The sequence below is a fragment of the uncultured Dietzia sp. genome (assembly GCF_937873725.1).
Classification (GTDB): Bacteria; Actinomycetota; Actinomycetes; order Mycobacteriales; family Mycobacteriaceae; genus Dietzia.
On record NZ_CALMYY010000066.1, the window covers coordinates 22,664 to 41,947 of the forward strand.

General features: G+C 72.8%; 21 protein-coding genes. 5 read left to right on the top strand and 16 right to left on the bottom strand.

All coding sequences use genetic code 11. The features are described 5' to 3' along the window. Positions 1-2: 2 nt before the first annotated feature. The 10 genes from Q0444_RS06075 to Q0444_RS06120 all read right to left on the bottom strand — a co-directional run bounded on the left by Q0444_RS06075 (position 3) and on the right by Q0444_RS06120 (position 9,004). Positions 3-293, bottom strand: coding sequence for an acylphosphatase (locus Q0444_RS06075; protein WP_291080271.1), 291 nt, complete (start codon positions 291-293; stop codon positions 3-5). Next, the gene (locus Q0444_RS06080; RefSeq protein ID WP_299022139.1) at positions 290-778 is read right to left on the bottom strand and encodes an OsmC family protein; all 489 of its coding nucleotides are present in this window, start codon (positions 776-778) and stop codon (positions 290-292) included. Before Q0444_RS06080 ends, Q0444_RS06075 begins: the two co-directional genes overlap by 4 nt. 5 nt (positions 779-783) lie before the next feature. After that, positions 784-1,692 carry a bifunctional DNA-formamidopyrimidine glycosylase/DNA-(apurinic or apyrimidinic site) lyase gene (mutM, locus tag Q0444_RS06085; RefSeq protein WP_299022142.1) on the bottom strand — a complete coding sequence of 303 codons (909 nt, stop codon included), beginning with the start codon at positions 1,690-1,692 and terminating at the stop codon, positions 784-786. A gap of 1 nt (position 1,693) precedes the next feature. Further along, a complete protein-coding gene (gene rnc / locus Q0444_RS06090) occupies positions 1,694-2,392 on the bottom strand; it encodes a ribonuclease III (RefSeq protein WP_291080256.1) in 699 nt (232 codons plus the stop codon). After that, on the bottom strand, positions 2,389-2,979 hold the full coding sequence (locus Q0444_RS06095; protein WP_291080254.1) for a DUF177 domain-containing protein: 591 nt from the start codon (positions 2,977-2,979) through the stop codon (positions 2,389-2,391). Before Q0444_RS06095 ends, rnc begins: the two co-directional genes overlap by 4 nt. Before the next feature lie 23 nt (positions 2,980-3,002). Beyond that, positions 3,003-3,794, bottom strand: a complete 792-nt coding sequence (locus tag Q0444_RS06100; protein ID WP_299022150.1) for a DivIVA domain-containing protein — start codon at positions 3,792-3,794, stop codon at positions 3,003-3,005. Between the two features lie 118 nt (positions 3,795-3,912). Beyond that, on the bottom strand, positions 3,913-4,386 hold the full coding sequence (gene coaD, locus Q0444_RS06105) for a pantetheine-phosphate adenylyltransferase (RefSeq protein WP_291080250.1): 474 nt from the start codon (positions 4,384-4,386) through the stop codon (positions 3,913-3,915). Then, positions 4,383-4,970: a 16S rRNA (guanine(966)-N(2))-methyltransferase RsmD gene (rsmD, locus tag Q0444_RS06110; RefSeq protein ID WP_291080248.1), complete on the bottom strand. Its 588-nt coding sequence runs from the start codon at positions 4,968-4,970 to the stop codon at positions 4,383-4,385. Before rsmD ends, coaD begins: the two co-directional genes overlap by 4 nt. A 30-nt stretch (positions 4,971-5,000) precedes the next feature. Further along, on the bottom strand, positions 5,001-7,280 hold the full coding sequence (gene recG, locus Q0444_RS06115; protein WP_291080246.1) for an ATP-dependent DNA helicase RecG: 2,280 nt from the start codon (positions 7,278-7,280) through the stop codon (positions 5,001-5,003). Beyond that, on the bottom strand, positions 7,277-9,004 hold the full coding sequence (locus Q0444_RS06120) for a DAK2 domain-containing protein (protein ID WP_299022153.1): 1,728 nt from the start codon (positions 9,002-9,004) through the stop codon (positions 7,277-7,279). Before Q0444_RS06120 ends, recG begins: the two co-directional genes overlap by 4 nt. Positions 9,005-9,131: 127 nt before the next feature. On the opposite strand from Q0444_RS06120, the gene Q0444_RS06125 reads away from it, so the two are divergent. Next, positions 9,132-9,926 carry an enoyl-CoA hydratase/isomerase family protein gene (locus Q0444_RS06125; RefSeq protein ID WP_291080242.1) on the top strand — a complete coding sequence of 265 codons (795 nt, stop codon included), beginning with the start codon at positions 9,132-9,134 and terminating at the stop codon, positions 9,924-9,926. A gap of 20 nt (positions 9,927-9,946) precedes the next feature. Here the strand turns inward: Q0444_RS06125 and Q0444_RS06130 are convergent, their stop codons facing one another. The 3 genes from Q0444_RS06130 to thiL are packed head-to-tail and all read right to left on the bottom strand — an operon-like array spanning position 9,947 to position 12,198. Beyond that, on the bottom strand, positions 9,947-10,642 hold the full coding sequence (locus Q0444_RS06130) for a uracil-DNA glycosylase (RefSeq protein ID WP_291080240.1): 696 nt from the start codon (positions 10,640-10,642) through the stop codon (positions 9,947-9,949). A 4-nt stretch (positions 10,643-10,646) separates the two neighbouring features. Further along, positions 10,647-11,168 (bottom strand): gamma carbonic anhydrase family protein, encoded by a 522-nt coding sequence (locus Q0444_RS06135; protein WP_291080238.1) that lies wholly within the window; start codon positions 11,166-11,168, stop codon positions 10,647-10,649. Between the two features lie 34 nt (positions 11,169-11,202). Further along, positions 11,203-12,198: a thiamine-phosphate kinase gene (gene thiL, locus Q0444_RS06140; RefSeq protein WP_291080236.1), complete on the bottom strand. Its 996-nt coding sequence runs from the start codon at positions 12,196-12,198 to the stop codon at positions 11,203-11,205. A gap of 110 nt (positions 12,199-12,308) precedes the next feature. Here thiL and Q0444_RS06145 point away from each other — a divergent pair, with 110 nt between their 5' ends. Continuing rightward, positions 12,309-12,890 carry a DUF3515 domain-containing protein gene (locus Q0444_RS06145; RefSeq protein ID WP_291080234.1) on the top strand — a complete coding sequence of 194 codons (582 nt, stop codon included), beginning with the start codon at positions 12,309-12,311 and terminating at the stop codon, positions 12,888-12,890. A gap of 13 nt (positions 12,891-12,903) precedes the next feature. Here the strand turns inward: Q0444_RS06145 and Q0444_RS06150 are convergent, their stop codons facing one another. Both Q0444_RS06150 and Q0444_RS06155 read right to left on the bottom strand, forming a co-directional pair. Then, positions 12,904-14,010, bottom strand: coding sequence for a D-alanine--D-alanine ligase family protein (locus Q0444_RS06150; RefSeq protein WP_291080232.1), 1,107 nt, complete (start codon positions 14,008-14,010; stop codon positions 12,904-12,906). A 10-nt stretch (positions 14,011-14,020) separates the two neighbouring features. Next, positions 14,021-15,019: an NAD(P)H-dependent glycerol-3-phosphate dehydrogenase gene (locus tag Q0444_RS06155; RefSeq protein ID WP_291080264.1), complete on the bottom strand. Its 999-nt coding sequence runs from the start codon at positions 15,017-15,019 to the stop codon at positions 14,021-14,023. Between the two features lie 110 nt (positions 15,020-15,129). On the opposite strand from Q0444_RS06155, the gene cofC reads away from it, so the two are divergent. The 3 genes from cofC to Q0444_RS06170 are packed head-to-tail and all read left to right on the top strand — an operon-like array spanning position 15,130 to position 18,862. Continuing rightward, positions 15,130-15,852, top strand: a complete 723-nt coding sequence (gene cofC, locus Q0444_RS06160) for a 2-phospho-L-lactate guanylyltransferase (RefSeq protein ID WP_291080230.1) — start codon at positions 15,130-15,132, stop codon at positions 15,850-15,852. Continuing rightward, entirely contained in the window at positions 15,849-17,945 is a 2,097-nt protein-coding gene (locus Q0444_RS06165; RefSeq protein ID WP_299022162.1) for an RNA degradosome polyphosphate kinase, read from the top strand. The genes cofC and Q0444_RS06165 overlap by 4 nt, the downstream gene beginning before the upstream one ends. Then, positions 17,942-18,862, top strand: a complete 921-nt coding sequence (locus tag Q0444_RS06170; protein ID WP_291080226.1) for an NUDIX domain-containing protein — start codon at positions 17,942-17,944, stop codon at positions 18,860-18,862. Before Q0444_RS06165 ends, Q0444_RS06170 begins: the two co-directional genes overlap by 4 nt. Here the strand turns inward: Q0444_RS06170 and Q0444_RS06175 are convergent. Beyond that, complete coding sequence (locus Q0444_RS06175; RefSeq protein WP_349679607.1) at positions 18,848-19,258, bottom strand: HU family DNA-binding protein; 411 nt, start codon at positions 19,256-19,258, stop codon at positions 18,848-18,850. The two genes, Q0444_RS06170 and Q0444_RS06175, sit on opposite strands and share 15 nt — an antisense overlap. Positions 19,259-19,284 lie beyond the last annotated feature (26 nt).

Sequence of the window (19,284 nt, forward strand, 5' to 3'; positions counted from 1 at the left end):
GGTCAGCGCTCCCCGAATCCGTCGAGGCCGCCCCGGGCGGGCTCCCAGGAGTCCACGACCAGATCCACCCGTCCCGGGGTGTCCCCGCCGCGGAGGAGGCCCACCAGGGCCCTGCACCCGTCCTCCGGCCCCTCGGCCACCACGTGGACGCGTCCGTCGGGCTTGTTGGTGGCGTGCCCGGTCAGTCCCAGTTCGAGCGCGCGGCTCCGGGTCCACCAGCGGAAGCCGACGCCCTGGACCCGGCCGTGCACCCAGGCCACCACCCGGACGGGACCCGGGCCCGGACCGCTCACGCCGTGGTCCCCGTCGACCCGGTGTCGAACGCAAGATCGACCTCGGTGCCCGCCGTCAGTGTCCGGCCGACCGTGCACGCCTTGTCCACGGAGCGGCGGATCATGTCGAGCAGGCGATCCCGCATGGCGGGGTCGAGCCCGGAGAGGTCGAGCTGGTAGGTCTCCTCCAGCCGCGGATACCGCTCGGCCTCGCGGTCCGCGGCCCCGGCCACGTGGACGGTGGCGGAGTAGTCGTCGCCGAGCCTGCGGGAGACGGTGAAGTCCGAGGCCATCGCCGTGCACGCGGCGAGCGCGATCTTGAGCAGCTCACCCGGGGTGAACACGCCCTCGACGTCGGCCGAGCCGATCTCCACCCGGGCGCCCCGGCTCGACAGGCCCTGGTAGCGACGGGTGCCCGTCCGGTCCACGCGCAGCTCCGTGGCGGCCGGGGGCGCCTGCCGGGTCGGGGTCGGGTTCGACGGGGGGTTCCGGATCGGCTCTGTCATGCCGGTCATCGTACGACCGCCCGGCGCGCGGCCCGGGCCCGGCGGGGCGCCGGCTGACAGACCGGGCAGAAGTGGGACCCGCGGTTCATGAAGTCCTCCCGCACGACCGGCGACCCGCACCGCGCGCAGGGTCGCCCCGCACGTCCGTAGACGTCGAGCGAGCGGTCGAAATACCCGGACGCCCCGTTGACGTTGACGTACAGCGCGTCGAACGAGGTCCCCCCGGCGTCCAGGGCGTCCGCCATCACCGCACGGGCGTGGTCGAGCAGCCCGGTGACGGCGCGGAGCGTCACCGTGCCGGAGCGACGCCGGCCGTGGATCGCCGACCGCCACAGGGCCTCGTCGGCGTAGATGTTGCCGATCCCCGAGACGACCGTCTGGTCCAGCAGGAGCCTCTTGACCTCGGTGTCGCGGCGCCGGATGGTCCGGGCGGTGGCGAGGGGGTCGAACCCGGGCTCGAACGGGTCCGCCCCGATGTGGGCGGCCGGCGCGGGCAGGAGCACCCCGGTGCCGTCGAGGGCCTCCGCCAGGGGCACGACGGTCCACCCGCCGAACGTCCGCTGGTCCACGAAGCGCAGCTCGCAGCCGTCGTCGAGCCCGGCCCTCGCGTGCAGGTGGCGCACCGGCGGCGCGCCGGCGTCGGTCACCAGCATCTGGCCGCTCATCCCCAGGTGCACGAGGAGGCAGTCCGCGCCGACGGTGTGATCGCCGTCCAGGGTCAGCCACAGGTACTTGCCGCGCCGCCGGGCGCCGCTCACGGTGCGCCCGCCCAGCCGCGCGACGATCTCCGCCGGGCCGCCGGGTTGGCGGCGGGCCGTCCGTGCCCCTGACACCTCGACCCGGTCGATCCTCCGGCCCACCACGTGGGTCTCGAGGCCGCGGCGCACCACCTCGACCTCGGGCAGCTCGGGCATGTCAGCGAGCGGCCCGGTCCAGGGCGGCCCACGCCTGCTCGGCGGCGTTCTGTTCGGCCTCCTTCTTGGTCCGACCGACGCCGTCACCCAGCGGCTCGTCGCCGACGTGGGCGACCGCGGTGAACGTCTTGGCGTGATCCGGCCCCGAGGACGCGATCTCGTACCGCACCCTGGGCCGGCCGAGGGCCGAGCATTTCTCCTGCAGGCTGGTCTTCCAGTCCAGGGCCGCGCCGAGGGTCGGGATCACCCGCAGACGATCGCCGATGATCCCCTCGACGACCGTGCGCGCCACCTCCAACCCGTGGGTGAGGTAGACGGCGCCGAACACCGCCTCGAGGGTGTCGGCGAGGATCGACTGCTTGTCCCGCCCCGCCGTGAGCTCCTCCCCCCGTCCGAGCCTGAGGTGGGCGCCCAGCCCGTCGGGGCCCAGTTCCCGGGCGATGTCGGCGAGGACGTAGGTGTTGACCAGGCTCGCCCGGATCTTGGCGAGGTCGCCCTCCGGCCGGTCCGGGTACGCGAGGTAGAGGTACTCGGTCACGACCAGTTCGAGGACGGCGTCCCCGAGGAACTCCAGCCTCTCGTTGTCCGGGAGCCCCCCGTGTTCGTAGGCGTAGGACCGGTGGGTGAGCGCCTGGAGGGCCAGCTCCGCGGGAAGCTCCACGCCGAGCACCTCGCCGAGGGCGGAGGACGGGTCCGTCACTCGGCTCCCTCGCCGATCTCCGTGGTGCCGAACTTCTCCGCCAGGCCGGCCCAGCGCGGGTCGATGCGCCCCTCCGTGCTGCCGGAGACCCCGTCGGGGGCGGGTGTGTCGGCGTTCACGCACTCGGTGCGCCCGTAGTCGGTACAGGTGGGCGACATCGGGAACTCGAGGCCGAACGCGTCGACGAGCGCGGGCTCCAGGTCCAGCAGGTCGCCGTCGAGGAGGCGAACCTCGTCCTCCTCGGCCGCGTGCGCGGTGTCGGTGCCGTGGCCGGCGTACATCTCCGTGAGCGTGACCCCCACCTCGGTGGTGAACCCGCCCAGGCACCGGGCGCACTCGACGGTGGCGGACCCGGTCACCGACCCGGTCACGAGGACCCCCTCGTCGACGAAGGTCAGGTCGAGGTCGAGCTCGACCTCCGAGCCCTCGGGGATCCGGATCATCTCGACACCGATGTCCGACGGCAGTACGGCGGCGCGCCGCACCTGCGTCATGGCACCGGGGGTTCGGGCGATGCTGCGGGTGTCGAGGACGAGGGAATCGGCGGCCGGGCGGCCTTGGCGGAGCGGGCGTGAGGTGGTGGACACGCCCAGCAGACTACCCGTCGGGGTCAGTAGTTCCCGAAGCCGTCGCCGTAGTGCTCGTCCTCGCGGGTTCCGCGCCGACCGGGTGCGTCACGCCGCGCGGCCGGGGCGACCCCGTGGAGTTCCTCCCGGCCGCGGGCCACCGTCCGCATGGTCGCACCGAGGAACTCCTCGAATCGCGCCATCTTGTCGTCGATGTAGGCGTCGCACTCCTCCCGCCGGCGGTCGCTCTCGGCGTGCGCGGCGTCGCGGACCCGGCCCGCCTCCTCGTCGGCGATCCGGACCACCTCGGACTCCGAGAGCATCCGCTGCTGCTCCTGGCGCGCCTCGGTGATCGTGCGGTCGTAGATGACGTTGGCCTGCTCGACCAGGCGGTCGGACTCGGCCCGGGCCCGGATCGTGGTGGACTCGGCCTCGCGGCGGGACCTGTCGAGCACCTCCGCGGCGTCCGCCCGTGCGTCTCCCACGAGGCCGTCCGCATGAGCGGTCGCCTCGGCGACCATCCGGTCGGCGCGCGCCTTCGCGTCCGCCAGCATCGCGTCGGCGTCCGCCCGCGCCTCGCGCAGCGTGTGATCCGCCTCCGCGTCGGCGGCGGCCACGGTGTCCCGGGCGGTCGCGTCCGCCTCCGCGAGCACCCTGTCCCGCTGGTCCAGGACGTCCTGGGCGTCGTCCAGCTCACCGGGGAACGAGTCCCGGATGTCGTCGAGCAACAGCAGGGACTCGTGCCTGGGCACCATGCAGTTGGCCGTCATCGGCAGACTGCGGGCGTCCTCGATCATCGCGTTCGGCTCGTCGAGGGCCTGGAACACTCTGTACACGCTCGTCCCTTCACCGGTTCGTCACTCTTGCCAGACCAGTGTGCCCGCAACCCGGTCCCGGCCGCCGGTGCGGCGGCGGTGTGTCCGCAGGTCGGGGTCGCGGCGGCCCCCGCGGGACTCAGGCCAGACGGTCCTTCAGCGCGCGCGCGACGGTGTCCGGCAACAGGTGTGAGACGTCGCCGCCCAACCGCGTGACCTCACGGCACAGCGACGAGGAGACGAACGACAGGTCGGACCGGGTGGGCAGGAACACCGTGTCGATCCCGGCGATCGACCGGTTCATGTGGGCCATCGGCAACTCGTAGTCGTAGTCGGTGGAGTCCCGCAGGCCCTTGACCACCGCCGTGGCCCCCCGGTCGCGGCAGTAGTCCACGAGCAGGCCGTAGAAGCTGTCCACCCGCACGCCGGGGATGTCGGCGCACACTTCCCCGATGAGGGCCTTGCGCTCGTCGATGGAGAACGTGCCCTGCTTGTTGGGGTTGGCCACCACGCACACGATCACGTCGTCGAACAGGTCGGCCGAGCGCCGGATGATGTCCAGATGCCCGAGGGTCACCGGATCGAACGAGCCTGGGCACACGACTGTGGTCATGGGGCGACCGTATCAACCGGCCGGGCCATCTCGACGGCGGTCTCCCCGTAGGTCCGGTCGAACACCACCTCGTAGCCGTCGGGCCACCGCACCGCCGGGGACCGCCTGGACCTCTCCCACACCACGAGCGCGTCGCGGGAGAGCCACCCGCCCTCGAGAAGCGCCTCCAGCACCGGCCCGTCGAGATCGCCGGAGGCCTCGTACGGCGGATCCGCCAGGACGAGGTGGAAACCCCCCGCCACGGGGCAGGGACCGGCGACGGCGGTCGGCAGCGCCGCCCGCCTGATGATCGCCTCGACCGAGGGGAGGGACGACGACACGCCCGTCGTGTTGCCCTTGAGGACCGCGGCGGCACGCGGGTTCTCCTCGACGAACCAGGCCACGTCCGCACCCCGCGAGACCGCCTCGAGCCCGAGGGCCCCCGACCCGGCGAAGAGGTCCAGCACCGCGGCCCCCTCCAGGTCCACCCGGCTGACGATCGCACTGAAGAGGGCCTCGCGGACCCGGTCGGTCGTGGGCCGCGTCCCCGCGGGCGGGACGGCGAGCTGCCGCCCACGCAGGCGTCCCGAGATGATTCGCGTCATGGTGCTCTCCAGCGTCGAGGGGTCGGGAGGTCAGTACTTGAACAGGTAGTCCGACTCCTCCGAGCCGGACAGGCGGCGAACCCGTTCGGCCAACGCCGGGTGGGAATCGAGACCGGGATCGGCGTCGAGGATCTCCTCGGCGTGACGCCGGGCGATCTCGATGACCTCCCCGTCGTCGACGATCGACAGCAACCGCAGCGCCGACAACGCGCCGGACTGGGCGTCGCCCAGGACGTCGCCCTCGCGCCGCTGGACCAGATCCAGCTGGGCCAGCAGGAAGCCGTCCGTCGTGGCGGCGACCGCCCCGAGCCGTTCCATCGCCCGTCCCCCCGCCCGGGAGTTGGTGACGAGCAGGCAGAGCCCGGGGAGTCCGCCCCGGCCCACCCGGCCGCGCAGCTGGTGCAGCTGACTCACCCCGAACCGCTCCGCGTCCATCACCACCATCACGGTGGCCTCCGGGACGTCCACCCCGACCTCGATCACCGTCGTCGACACCAGGACGTCGAGTGCGCCCGAGGCGAACGCGGCCATGGTCGCGTCCTTCTCCTCCGGCGGGAGCCGGCCGTGCATGAGACCGATCCGCAGTCCGGCGAGAGGTCCGGTGGACAGGTGATCGTGCAGCTCCACGGCGGCGACCAACGGCGGCCTGTCGTCGCCCTTGTCGTCGTCGTCCTCGACCTTCGGGGAGCCGTCCGGGGCGTCGGCGGTCTCTCCGTCGATGCGGGCGCACACGACGTACGCGCGGTGCCCCGCCTCGACCTCTTCGCGCACCCGCTCCCAGGCCCGCTCGACCCACCTGGGCTTGTCGCGGGCCGGCACGACGGAGGTCGCGATGGGTCTGCGCCCGCCGGGCAGCTCGCCGAGCTCGGAGACCTCCAGGTCGCCGAACACGGTCATCGCGATGGTCCGCGGGATCGGGGTCGCCGTCATGACCAACAGGTGCGGGACCGTCCCGTCGCGGCCCTTGGCCCGCAACCGGTCCCGTTGGCGGACACCGAAGCGGTGCTGCTCGTCGACCACGACCAGCCCCAGGTCGAAGAAGTCCACCGAGTCCTGGATGAGCGCGTGGGTCCCCACGACGATCCCCGCCTCCCCGGTGACGATGTCCAGCAGCGCCGCCCGTCGCTGCGCGGTGGACATCGAGCCGGTGAGCAGGACCACGCGGGTGGCCTGGTCCGCCGCGCCGAACCTGCCCCGCTCCCCCAGATCCCCGAGCATCGCCGACAGCGACCGGTGGTGCTGGCCGGCCAGCACCTCGGTGGGGGCCAGCATCACGCACTGGCGCCCGGCGTCGACCACCTGGAGCATCGCCAACAGCGCGACGATCGTCTTGCCCGAACCGACCTCGCCCTGCAGCAGGCGGTTCATCGGCTCGTCGCGCGCCAGGTCCGCCGAGATTTCGGCCAGGACCGACTTCTGCCCCCCGGTGAGCTCGAACGGCAACCGCGCGTCCATCGCCGCGCGCACGCCGTCCCCGCGCACGGGACTCGCCGGCGCCGGGTCGCGGGCGGCGAACCGCCGCCGGGCCCCCAGGAGCAGCTGCAGCGCGATGGCCTCGTCGAACCGGAGCCGGTAGCCTGCCCTGTCCGCGTCCAGGGTGGTCTCGGGCAGGTGCGCCTTGCGCAGGGCCTCGTCGAGATCCATGAGGCCCGCCGCCCCCCGGACCGTGTCGTCGAGGGGGTCCACCACCGGGACGAGGGCGCGGATCGCGGTGACCACGGCGCCGAGCAGGTCCCAGGAGGTCACTCCCTCCTTGGCCGCGTAGATGGGCAGGAGCGGGCGGTCGAACAGGCTCGGTCCCCCCTCGGCGTCGATCTGGGCCGACAGCCGGGCGAGCGCGGCGAGGTCTCCCGAGCCCCGGAGCTGGCCGCCGGGTCCGGAGACCGATCTCAGGACCAGGAACTCGGGATGCTTGAGGTCGAGCGAGTGGCGGAAACGCGACACGGTGCCGTCGAACATCGCGACGGTCCCGACCGGCAGCAGGAACTTGATCTTCCGCGCGGCGAAGTAGACCACCCGGAAGGCGGTGTCCTCGTCCGTCACGGTGAGCGTGAGCATCTCCCGCGGCTGCCCCTGCTTGGTGCTGTAGGTGCGGGTCGCGGCGGCGGTGACCTTCCCGATGATCGTCACCCGCTCGCCGTCGACGAGCTCTCGCTTGTCGTAGCGCTGTCCGTGCTGGCGGTAGCGGCGGGGCAGGGTGTGGAGCAGGTCCCCGACGGTCCGGTGGCCGAACGCCGCGGTGATCCGCTCGGCCAGGTCCGCGTCGAGGACCTCGGCCAACGGGGTGTCCGTGGTGGCGAGCGGCGTCATTCGACCCCGACGTGTGCGAGAACCCGGCCCGTCCCGGCCGCGTACCCGACGACCTCCACGTTCGGGTGGGCGCTCCGGAGCCGGGACAACGCCGCCTCCCTGGCCGCCTCGTCGTACTCGTCGCCGAGCAGGAGGGTGAGGAGTTCCCCGCCGGAGGAGAGCAACCGGTCCGCGAGGGCGCAGACGGCCTCGACCGGGTCCGTCTGGATGAGCGCGACGTCGTGACCGACCACTCCGAGCAGGTCCCCCGCGGAGCAGCGACCGACCAGGGTCAGGGCGTCCTGCTCCGCCCTGACGAGGTGGGCGTGCCTGGTGGCGGAGGCGGCATCCGCCATCCCGAATCCGTCCAGCGACAGCGTGGTCGAGGGGTCGTGGACGGCGAGCGCCGACAGCCCCTGCACCACCGATCCCGTCGGGAGGATCAGGGCGTGCCCGTCGCCGTCGCGCAGCGCCGCGTCCAGCGCGCCGATCTGGGCTCGGGAGAGCTCACCGTTGGGCAGCACCAGCATCTCGTCCGCGGGCACCGCCAGGACGGCGTCGATCACCCCGCCGGCGTGCTCGCCGGGATCCACCGTCACGGCTCCGGCCTCGGTGAACAGGTCCGCCAGGGGCCCGTCGGCGACGATCGCCACGACCGTCCGCTCGAGGGCCCGGGGGGGATGGCCGGGATCGTCGGCGGGATCGTCCCGTTCCCGATGCCCGTGGCCCCCCGCCGACTGCTCGCCCACCGGGTCGAGCATGTCGGTCACGCGGATCTCGGTGATCCGGCCGAGCGGGAGCGCCACCTCGATCGCCGTCCCGATGTCGTCCGTGTGGACGTGCACGGCCCAGCGCGCGTTGTCCCCCGTGCCCCCGTCGCCCACCACCACCACGCTGTCACCGAGCGTCCGGAGCGCGGATCTGAGCTCGTCCGCGCGCACGTCGTCCGAGTGGGTCAGCGAGTACATGACCTCGTACCGGGTGCCCGCGGAGGCGTCCGTCGCGCCCCCGTCGGAGCCGTCGCACCGCGAGGGGGCGTCGGTGAAGGGGTCGTCGGGAATGAAGTAGTCGGGCCGCTCGGGCGCCTCGCCCACGAGGACCTCGACCATCGTGTCCAGCAACACCAGCAGGCCCCGCCCGCCGGCGTCGACCACCCCGGCGCGCGTCAGCGCGGGAAGCTGGGAGGTCGTGCGGTCGAGCGCCACCGCCCCGGCGTCCGCGGCCGCACGGGCCACCTCGACGAGGCTGGTGGCGGACGACCTGCCCGCCCCGGCCGCGGCCTCGCGCAGGACCGTCACGATGGTGCCCTCGACCGGATCGCTGAGCGCGTGGTCGACCAGGGTGACCGCGGTCCTCAGTGCGCGCCGGTACGTGGAGGCGTCCACGACCGTGAAGGTCGCCGCCTCCCCGACCGCCCGGAGGACCTGGGACAGGATCACGCCCGAGTTCCCCCGGGCACCGTGGACGGCCCCGTGACCGAGCGCCACGGCGATCTCCCGGGCCCCGGCGCTCCCGCCGCCCTCGGAGATCCACGCCTCCTCGCCCTCGGCACGCTCGACCGCGGCGCGCATCGTGTAGAGCAGGTTGGTGCCCGTGTCGGAGTCCGGCACGGGGAAGACGTTGAGGGCGTTGATCTCCTCGCGGTGGGTCGCGAGTTGCTCCACACAGCGTCGCGCCCAGCCCAGCACACCGTGGGCGTCGAGGGCTGTCGGCCGCTCCTCGACGCGCGTCGACTCCTGCGTCATCGCCCCTCCTCGCCGCGCATTCACCCCTACGATCCGACTTCGCGGGTCGGCGCGGCCAAGCCTAGTACCCTCACCTGTCGACACGCGTCGAACAGGCCGAGACGGCTTGCGATCACCAGGAGCCCCGATGACCTCTGACCCGACCACCACCCCCCTCGCCGCCGTGGAGGACGGGGTGCTCACGCTCCCCGTCTCCCTGGAGGGCAAGGGGAACTCGCTCGACTCCGACGCCGTCGACCGGGCCGGCGCCGCCCTGGACGCACTCCTCGCGGGCGAGGTGGACGCCGGCGCGGTCCTGCTGGTGGGCCTGGGCAAGAACTTCTGCGCGGGCGGGAACGTCCCGGGCTTCGCCGCCGCCGAGGATCGGTCGGAGCACGTCCGGGAGCTGGCCGACCGGCTCCACGCGGTCATCCGTCAGCTCGACGAGGTGCCCGTGCCGGTGGTGGCGGCTGTCGCCGGCTGGGCCGCGGGAGCCGGGCTCTCCCTGGCCCTGGCGGCGGACTTCTCCGTCGGCGGCCCGGACACCCGGCTCCTGGCCGCGTACCCCGGGATCGGGTTGTCGCCCGACGGCGGTATGTCGTGGCGCCTGCCCCGGGCGATCGGCCAGTCCGCGGCCCGCGCGTTCATCCTGGGCAACGAGCCCGTCGACGGCGAGCGGGCGTACCGGATGGGCATGATCACCACGTTCGTCGAGGGTGACGTCTCCACCGCGGCGCGTGACCTCGCGGTCCGGCTGGCGGCGGGCCCGCGGGCCTCCCACGCCGCGACAAAGGACCTGCTGCGGCGGTCCGAGGGCGCGACGCTGGCGGAGCAGCTCGACGCCGAGCGCGACTCCATCGCCGCGCTCGCGGTGTCCCCGGACGGGATCGAGGGCGTGGACGCGTTCGTCGCCAAGCGCACCCCGCGGTTCGGGAGCGTCTGACCGGGAGGGGCCGGTCCGCGTCAGTCGGGGAGGCGCCAGTCCACCGGCGCGGCCCCGAGCCGCGCGAGCTCGTGGTCCGCCCGGCTGAACGGCCGGGAACCGAAGAACCCCCGCGACGCCGAGAGCGGCGACGGGTGCGCGGAGGCGATGACGGGGGTCCGCCCGAGCGCGGGCGCGAGCGACTGTGCGTCGCGGCCCCAGAGGATCGCCACCAACGGCCCGTCCCGCTCCACCAGGGCCTCGATCGCGCGCAGCGTGACGGCCTCCCACCCCTTGCCCCGGTGGGAGCCTGACTCGCCGGGGGTCACCGTGAGCACCCGGTTGAGCAGGAGCACTCCGGCGCGCGTCCAGGCGGTGAGGTCGCCGTGCGGTGGCGTGGGAAGTCCGAGGTCGTCGGTGAACTCGCGGTGGATGTTGACCAGGCTGCGCGGCAGCGGGCGGACGTCCCGGTCGACCGAGAAGCTCAGCCCGACGGCGTGCCCCGGGGTCGGGTAGGGGTCCTGCCCCACGATCAACACCCGGACGTCGTCGAACGGTTGGGTGAACGCCCTGAGCACCCTGTCCGCCGCGGGCAGGTATCCGCGGCCCGCGGCGTCCTCCTCGCGCAGGAAGTCGCCCATCCGACGGATCCGGCCCTCGACCGGCGCCAGCGCGCGCGCCCACCCGGGATCGAGTACCTCGCCGGACGACCATGGGTCCGGCTGGTGCGCGTCCACGGGTTCAGTCGAGCCGGCGGAGCTCGGACCGGTAGCGCATCGCGTTGTCGTGGTACATCCGCGTGTTGCCGGCGAGCATCGCCGGGTCCACCTCGTAGCCCTCCCGGATCCGCGCGGGCGCACCCAGGGCCATCCGCCGGGCGGGCAGCTCGAACCGTGGCGGGACGAGGCATCCCGCGGCGACGATCGCCCCGGCGCCGATCACCGCGCCGTTGAGCACGACCGACCCGGAGGAGATCAACGCCCCGTCCCCGATGGTCGCGCCCTCGATGTGGGCGTTGTGCCCGACGATGCAGTGCTCGCCGAGGACCGTCGGCTCCGACTCGGTGCAGTGGATGATCGTGCCGTCCTGGATGTTGGACATCGCACCGACCTCGATCCGCCCGTAATCGCCGCGCAGGACCGCGGTGGGCCAGACCGAGACGCCCGCGCCGAGTCGCACCCTGCCGATCACCACGGCGTCGGGGTGCACCCACGCGTCGGGCGCGATGTCGGGTTCGAGGTCTCCGAGTGCGTAGACAGCCATGGGGTCACCCTAGTTGCCCGTCCCATCCGGTCTCTCAGCGCATCGCGCTCGCGCCGCGCGCGGAATCCCACCCGCCGGGGACCCGCGGCCTCCCGTCGAGCGTCACCTCGCCGGGCTCCCCGGCCCGGATCCTCCCGATCACGGTGAACCCCGGCGGGATGGTCGCGGACGGCGGGAACGTGCCGAGCAGCCCGTGGTCCTCCCCCCCGTCGAGGACCCACTCCAGGACCCGGGCCCCGGGGTCCGGGGCGCCCAGGACCGCGGCCGCCTCGGCGAGGAGCGGATCCACGGGCAGGTCGCGGCGGACGAGGTCGGCCGCGACCCCCGACGCCCGCGCGACGCCCGCGAGGTCGCGCAGCAGTCCGTCGCTGACGTCGGTGAGGGCGGAGGCCCCGGCCAGGCGGGCCGCCCTGCCGGACCCGATCGGGGTCACCGGGACCCGGTAGGTCTGTTGCAGCACCCCGTCGGGGCGGCCCGACAGGATCAGCGCGAGGCCCGCCTCGGACCGGCCGGGCTCGCCGGTGAGCGCCACCCTGTCGCCCGGCGCGGCGCCGTCGATGCGGAGGGGGCGCGCGCCGTCCGGGAGGGTGCCGATCGCCGTCACCCCCACGACGACGAGGTCGGCTCTGGTGAAGTCGCCTCCCACCACCACGGCACCGGATCGGGCCGCCTCGCCGTGGATCCCCTCCGACAAGCGGGCGATCTGCTCCATGCTCGTCTCCCCCGGCACGGCGACCGCCACGAGCACCCGGGAGCAGTCGGCGCCCATCGCCAGGACGTCCGAGACGTTCTGGGCCACGGCCCGGCGACCGATGTCCCCCCACGTGGTGAGGTCTAGCCGGAAGTGGGTTCCCTCGACCACCATGTCGGTCGTCACCACCGTGGCGGCGGACGGACCTAGGACGGCCGCGTCGTCGCCGTTGCCCACGGGGTCGTCGGTGTGCTGCTCCGCCGGGCCGCGCAGCACCTCGAGGACCTCGGCCTCCCCCACCTCCGAGACGGTGGCGGACCGATCCTTCGCACGGGTCATCGATGTCCTCGGTGGTCAGGCGCCGGGCGGGGCGACGCGGGTCTGTAGCGTTGCCGTCAGGCTAGCGGCCGCCGTCCCGGGCGACCGACCCGAGGAGAGGACGACCCGACGTGGGCACCACCGACACCGACACCGGGGACCGCTCGCCGCTCCCCGTCTCCACCTCCGTGGTCGTGGCCGCGGTGGTCATCCCCCTGGTGCTGCTGGTGGTCGTGCTGGTCCTGGTCCGGGATGTCCGCGAGGACGCCGCCGACGCCGCCGCGAGCGAACCCGTCACCGCGGTGACCCTGCCGTCGCCCGGGGCCGGGTCCGCGGAGTGCGCCGCCCTGGTCGGGGGACTGCCGGATTCCCTCGGGGAGGCGAGGAGGGTCGCGTTGACCGAGCCCGCCCCGCCGGGTGCGGCCGCCTATCGGATGCCGGATTCCGCGCCCGTCGTGGTCCGCTGCGGGCTCGACGCCCCGCCCGGCTTCACCGTCGGCACGACCCTGCAGGAGGTCAACGGGGTGCAGTGGTTCAACGAACCCGACCCCGACCCCGCCGTGACCGCGTCGACGTGGGTGGCGGTCGACCGCCCGGAGTACGTGGCGGTCACCCTCCCGGACGGCAGCGGCACCGGCCCGATTCAGGACCTGTCCGACGCGCTCACCGCCACCCTCGACCTGGTCGAACCGCGACCCGCGCCGATCGGATGACCCTCCGGGGTGGTCAGAGCCCGGCGAGCGCGCTCCGCACGAGCGTGTCGAGCAGGGTCGGGTAATCCACCCCGGTCGCCGCCCACATCTGCGGGTACATGGAGATCGGCGTGAAGCCCGGCATGGTGTTGACCTCGTTGATCACCGGACCGCGGTCGGTGACGAAGAAGTCCACCCGGCTCAGCCCGCGGGCGTCCAGGGCGTGGAACGCCTCCACGGCCAGCGCCCGGAGCCGCTCGGTCTCCCCCTCGGGGAGCTCGGCGGGCAGGTCGAAGGTGCACACGTCGTCGAGGTACTTGGTGTCGAAGTCGTAGAAGGCGTCGCCCTCCGTCCGGCCGGGCTCGCCGGTGGGCTCGCCCGGGATGTGGAGCTCGGCCGGCAGGCTCGCCTCCACCCGCCCGTCCGGGTACTGGAGGACCCCGCACTCGACCTCGCGGCCGACGATCGCGGCCTCGACGATCACCTTGGGATCGAAGCGGCGGGCCTCCGCGATCGCGGAGTCCAGATCCTCCGCGCGGGAGACCTTGGTGATGCCGATGGACGAGCCACCACGGGCGGGTTTGACGAACAGCGGAAGTCCCAACCGGTCGCGGTCGGCGTCCGACAGCGTGGCGGTGCCGGGTCGCAGGACGACCTGCCGACCGATCGGCAGACCGGCCGCGCCCAGGACGACCTTGGTGAACTCCTTGTCCATCCCGGCCGCGCTGGCGAACACCCCCGGACCCACGTACGGGATCCCGGACAGCTCGAGCAGCCCCTGGATGGTCCCGTCCTCCGCGTGGGTGCCGTGCATGACGGGGAAGACCACGTCCACCCGGGCCACCTCGTCGCCCGCCCGGTCGCCGTCCGCGTACCGCAGGACGCCGCGATCGTCGGAGGACAGGCCGAGCGCGACCCGCGGTCGCCGCGGATCGACGACCGGCATCGCGCGGTCGATGATCCGCAGGCCCGACACGTCGTCCGGGCCCAGGGTCCACATCCCCGACCCGGTGATCCCGACGGGGATGACCTCGTAGACGGCGGGGTCCAGATGGGACATGACGGCGCCGGCGGACACGCAGCTCACCGAGTGCTCGGTGCTGCGACCGCCGTACAGGACGGCAACGGTGATGCGATTCACCGGGACGAGGCTACTCGGGCTTGGTGCTCCGCCTCATGAGGCGCACCGCCACCTCCACGGCGTCACCCCCCTCGTGACAGATCTCGTGGACGGCCTCGGTGAGCGGCATCTCGACCCCCGCCTGTCGGGACAGCTCACGGATCGACGTGCAGGACTTGACCCCCTCCGCCACCTGGCCGTTGGTCGCCTCCTGGGCCTGCTCGAGGCTCTCGCCCCTGCCGAGCCGCTCCCCGAAGGTCCGGTTCCGGGACAACGGCGAGGTGCACGTCGCCACGAGGTCGCCGAGCCCGGCCAGCCCCGCGAACGTCATCTGGCTGGCCCCCAGGGCCACGCCCAGCCTCGTCGACTCCGCCAGCCCCCGGGTGACGAGGGTGGCCATCGTGTTGTCCCCCAACCCCATCCCGGTGGCGATCCCGCACACCAGGGCGATGACGTTCTTGGTGGCGCCGCCGATCTCACACCCCACGACGTCCGTGTTGGTGTACGGGCGGAAGTACGGGGTGGAGAAGGCGTCCTGGAGTCGTTCGGCGCGCTCGACGTCCGTGCAGGCGATGACCGTCGCCGCGGGCTGTCCCTCCGCGACCTCCCGGGCGAGGTTCGGGCCCGACAGGGCCGCGATCTTGCCCTCCGGGAATCCGGCGACCTCGGCGACGACCTCGCTGATGCGCTTGAGGGTCCCGGTCTCGATGCCCTTCGCCAGGGAGATCACCCCGGCGTCCGGCTCGAACAGGTCGACCCAGGTCTCCAGGTTGCCGCGCAGGCTCTGGGAGGGGACCGCCAGGACGACCTCGTGGGAGCCCGCGAGCACCTCCGCCGGGTCGGTCGAGGCCGTCACGGTCGCGGGCAGGACGATGCCCGGCAGGTACTTGTCGTTGCAGTGCCCCTCGTTGATCCCGCGGGCCACCTCGTCCCTCCGGGCCCACATGATCACCTCGGACCCCGCGTCCGCGAGGACCTTGCCGACCGCGGTCCCCCATGACCCCGCACCCATCACCGCGACCCGCGCCATTTCGCCTCCCGGCTCGTCGTCCACCACCGCCAGCCCACCCGACGTGGATCGTGAGCAAACGCTACCCGGCCGCGGGCGCCTCCGAGGCCGGGCTGGCAGGATGTCCTGCAATGGGAACAGCGGCGGATCTCGAGACCCCGGGCGGCGGGTGGACACTGGTCGTCCCCGTCAAGGCCCTCGGCCGTGCCAAGAGCCGCCTGTCCCGCGCGCTGCCCCCCGCCGGTCGACGGGAGCTCGTCCTGGCCATGGCGACCGACGTCCTGCGGGCCTGCGCCGCCACGCCGGGAGTCTCGCGGGTCAGGGTGGTCACCTCCGACCCCGCCGTGGAGGCACTCGCGCGGCAGCTCGGCCTCGATTTCGTCGCCGAACCCCAGGCCCCCGCCGGGGGACCCGAACTCGACCCGCTCAACACCGCCCTGGCCTCGGCGATCCGCAACCTGCCGGGACCCGTGGGGGTGGTGACCGCCGACCTTCCCGAACTGCGCCCGGATCTCCTCGCGGGCATCCTCGCCGCCGCCGCCCGGCACCCCCACTCGGTGGTCCCCGACCGTCAGGGTGCCGGGACGACGATGGCGTTCTGGACCGGTCCGGCGCGGTTCCGGACCCCCCGCTTCGGTGCGGATTCCGCCGCCCGGCACCTCCGTGAGGGCGGGGCGGTCTCGCTGCGGCACGCCGACCCGACCGGAGCCGCAGGACGGGATGTCGACACCCCCGAGGATCTCGTGGGGCTGACCGGCAGATCCGTGGGCGGGGCCACCGCCACGACTCTGCGGGCGGGGTCCGGGGCACACGATGCCCGCGTCACCGCGGTATCGGCCACAATGGTCCCGTGACCCCAGACGAGCCAGCCCACGAACAGCTCCCCCGGCCCCGTGACCGTTACCTCAACCGAGAACTCAGCTGGCTCGACTTCAACGCCCGCGTCCTGGCGCTGGCCGGCGAGAAGGACCTGCCGCTGCTCGAGCGCGCCAAATTCCTGGCGATCTTCGCCTCGAACCTCGACGAGTTCTACATGGTCCGCGTGGCCGGGCTCAAGCGCCGCGACAAGACGGGCCTGTCGGTCCGGTCGGCCGACGGGCAGACGCCCGCCGAGCAACTCGGCCGGATCAGCGTCCGCACGCGGGAACTGTGCAACGAGCAGACCCGGTTGTTCCACGACGAGATCCGTCCCGAGCTCGAGCGGAACGGGATCCGGATCCTGCCCTGGAGCGACCTCACCGCGGACGAGCGGTTCTCCCTCGCGGAGTTGTTCCGCAACTCGATCTTCCCGGTGCTCACCCCCCTCGCGGTGGACCCGGCGCACCCGTTCCCCTACATCTCCGGCCTGAGCCTCAACCTGGCCGTCATCATCAGGGACATCGGATCGGGGCAGGAGCATTTCGCGCGGGTCAAGATCCCCCACAACGTCCCCCGGTTCGTGAGGGTGGACCGTGGCCACGAGGACGAGTACGCGTTCGTCCCGGCGGAGGAGATCATCGCGGCTCACCTCGGAGATCTCTTCCAGGGCATGGAGATCGTCGAGCACCACGTCTTCCGTGTGACCCGCAACGCGGACATGGAGGTCGAGGAGGATCGTGACGAGGATCTGCTCCAGGCCCTCGAACGTGAGCTCGCCCGGCGCCGCTTCGGTTCCGCGGTGCGCCTGGAGATCGCGGAGAACATGACCCCGCGGATGCTCCGCATCCTGCAGCACGAACTCGACGTCGAGCCGGAGGACGTGATCCGGTTCTCGGGGCTGCTGGACCTCACCGGGCTGTGGCAGGTCCACGGCCTGGACGTTCCCGACCTCAAGGATCCGCCGATGGTCCCGGCCACCCCGCCGGCCTTCGGCGAGCGGGAGACCGCCCGGAGCATCTTCGCCTCGCTGCAGGAGGGGGACGTCCTGGTCGAGCACCCCTATGACTCGTTCGCCACCACCGTGCAGAGGTTCATCGAGCAGGCCGCGGCGGACGAGAACGTGCTGGCCATCAAGCAGACCCTGTACCGGACCTCGGGCGACTCCCCCATCGTCAACGCCCTGGTCGACGCCGCGGCGGCGGGCAAGCAGGTGGTCGCGCTGGTGGAGATCAAGGCCAGATTCGACGAGCAGAACAACATCAGGTGGGCCCGCGAGCTGGAGAAGGCGGGCGTCCACGTGGTGTACGGCCTGCTCGGTCTCAAGACCCACTGCAAGACCTGCCTGGTGGTGCGCAAGGAGGGCGACCGACTCCAGCGGTACGCCCACATCGGCACCGGGAACTACAACCCCAAGACGGCCCGTCTGTACGAGGACGTGGGCCTGTTCACCGCGGACGAGGACGTGGTCTCGGACCTGACGGACCTCTTCAACCATCTCACCGGGTTCTCCAACGTGTCCAAGTACCGACGGCTCCTGGTCGCCCCGGAGGGCATCCGTTCGGGGATCATCGAGCGGATCGACCGCGAGATCGCGTTCGCGGCCGAGGGCCGCCAGGCGGGGATCCGGCTCAAGGCCAACGCCCTGGTCGACGAGCAGATCATCGACGCCCTCTACCGCGCGTCCCAGTCCGGCGTCCCCGTGAACGTGGTGGTCCGCGGCATCTGCGCCCTCCGCGCCGGGGTCGCCGGGCTCAGCGAGAACATCCACGTCCGCTCGATCCTGGGACGGTTCCTCGAGCACTCCCGGATCCTGCATTTCCGTGGCGCCGACGAGGTGCTGATCGGCAGCGCCGACATGATGCACCGGAACCTCGACCGCCGCGTCGAGGTGATGACCACGGTCACCGACCCCCGGCTCAAGGGGCAGGTCCACCGCATCTTCGACTCCGCCCTCGACCCGTCCACCCGGAGTTTCCACCTCCGGCCCGACGCATCGTGGGCGAGGATGCCCGCGGAGGAGTCCTGGGCCGAGTCGGTCGATCACCAGGAACGCATGGCGGCCGTCCACGCGGGGTTCCGGAACCGATGAGCAGGGCGGTGAACGGAGGCAGGCCCCGCGTCCGGGTGGTCCCCGCCGCGGGCGCCGTCCTCTATCGCATGGACGGCGACGCCCCGCGGTGCGCGGTGGTCCACCGACCGCGGTACGACGACTGGTCTCTGCCCAAGGGCAAGGTCGACGCGGGCGAGTCGCTGGCCGTGACGGCCGTGCGGGAGATCGCCGAGGAGACCGGCTTCACGGCCGTCCTGCAGTCCAGGATCGGGACCACCGCGTACCCGCTCAAGGAGAACACCCGGAAGGAGGTGACCTACTGGTCGGCGCTCGCCCGCGGCGGTGCGTTCGAGGCGAACTCCGAGGTGGACGAGATCCGCTGGCTGTCCGTCGAGGAGGCCAAGAGGACCGTGACGTACGCGCTGGATCGGAAGGTCCTCACCCGCTTCGCCGAGGCCCCCCCGGCCCGCTCGGTCCTCCTGCTGGTCCGGCACGCCAAGGCGGGGAGCCGCTCCGAGTGGAGTGGCAACGACGCGCTCCGCCCCCTCGACAAGACGGGGCGGGCCCAGGCGGAGATGCTGGTGCCCATGCTCCGGGCGTTCGGCGCCCGCCGCGTGCACAGCGCGCCCAGGGTGCGGTGCGAGCAGACGCTGGCACCGTTGGCGGAGGAACTCGGCGTGACGATCGCAGTCGAGCCCGCGCTCACCGACGAGGCGTACCTCGACGATCCCGCCGCCGCCCGGGCCCGTCTCATCGACCTCGCCGCCGGAAAGGGCGTCGCGGCGGTGGGCTCGCAGGGGACCGCCATCCCCGGGATGGTCGGCGACCTGGCCGACCTGGCCGGCCTCGACGTGGGGGACACCTCCACCAAGAAGGCCGGCGCGTGGGGGCTGGGGTTCGACGGCGAGACGCTGGTCTACGCCGACTACTACCCGAGCCCGCTACCGCTGCGCTGAACCCGCCACCGCAGAACCCACCACATTCTCGCGATGGTCGACGCCGTTGGCCCGCAGCCCGCCGAAGGCCTGGTGCGAGCTGGACCGCTTGGCCGCGAGACGCCCCTCCGGCAGAGTCTCCGTCCCCTGGACCACGGATTTGAAGTACTGCCCCGGCCGGAACGCGGGAGAATACGTGGGCGGGACGGGGATGGACTCGCCGGTGTGCGGGTTCCGGGCGACCCGGGCCGCGCGGGCTCTCTTCTCGAAGATCCCGAAACCCATGATGGTGATGGACTCCCCCGAGGCCACGGCCCGCACGATGATGTCGAGGGTGTTCTCCAAGGCCTCGGTGGCCAGCTGGTGGTCACCGCCCATCCGGTCCGCCAGTTCTGTGATCAGGTCCGCCTTGTTCACGTGGGGTCCCCTTCCGGGTGGATACA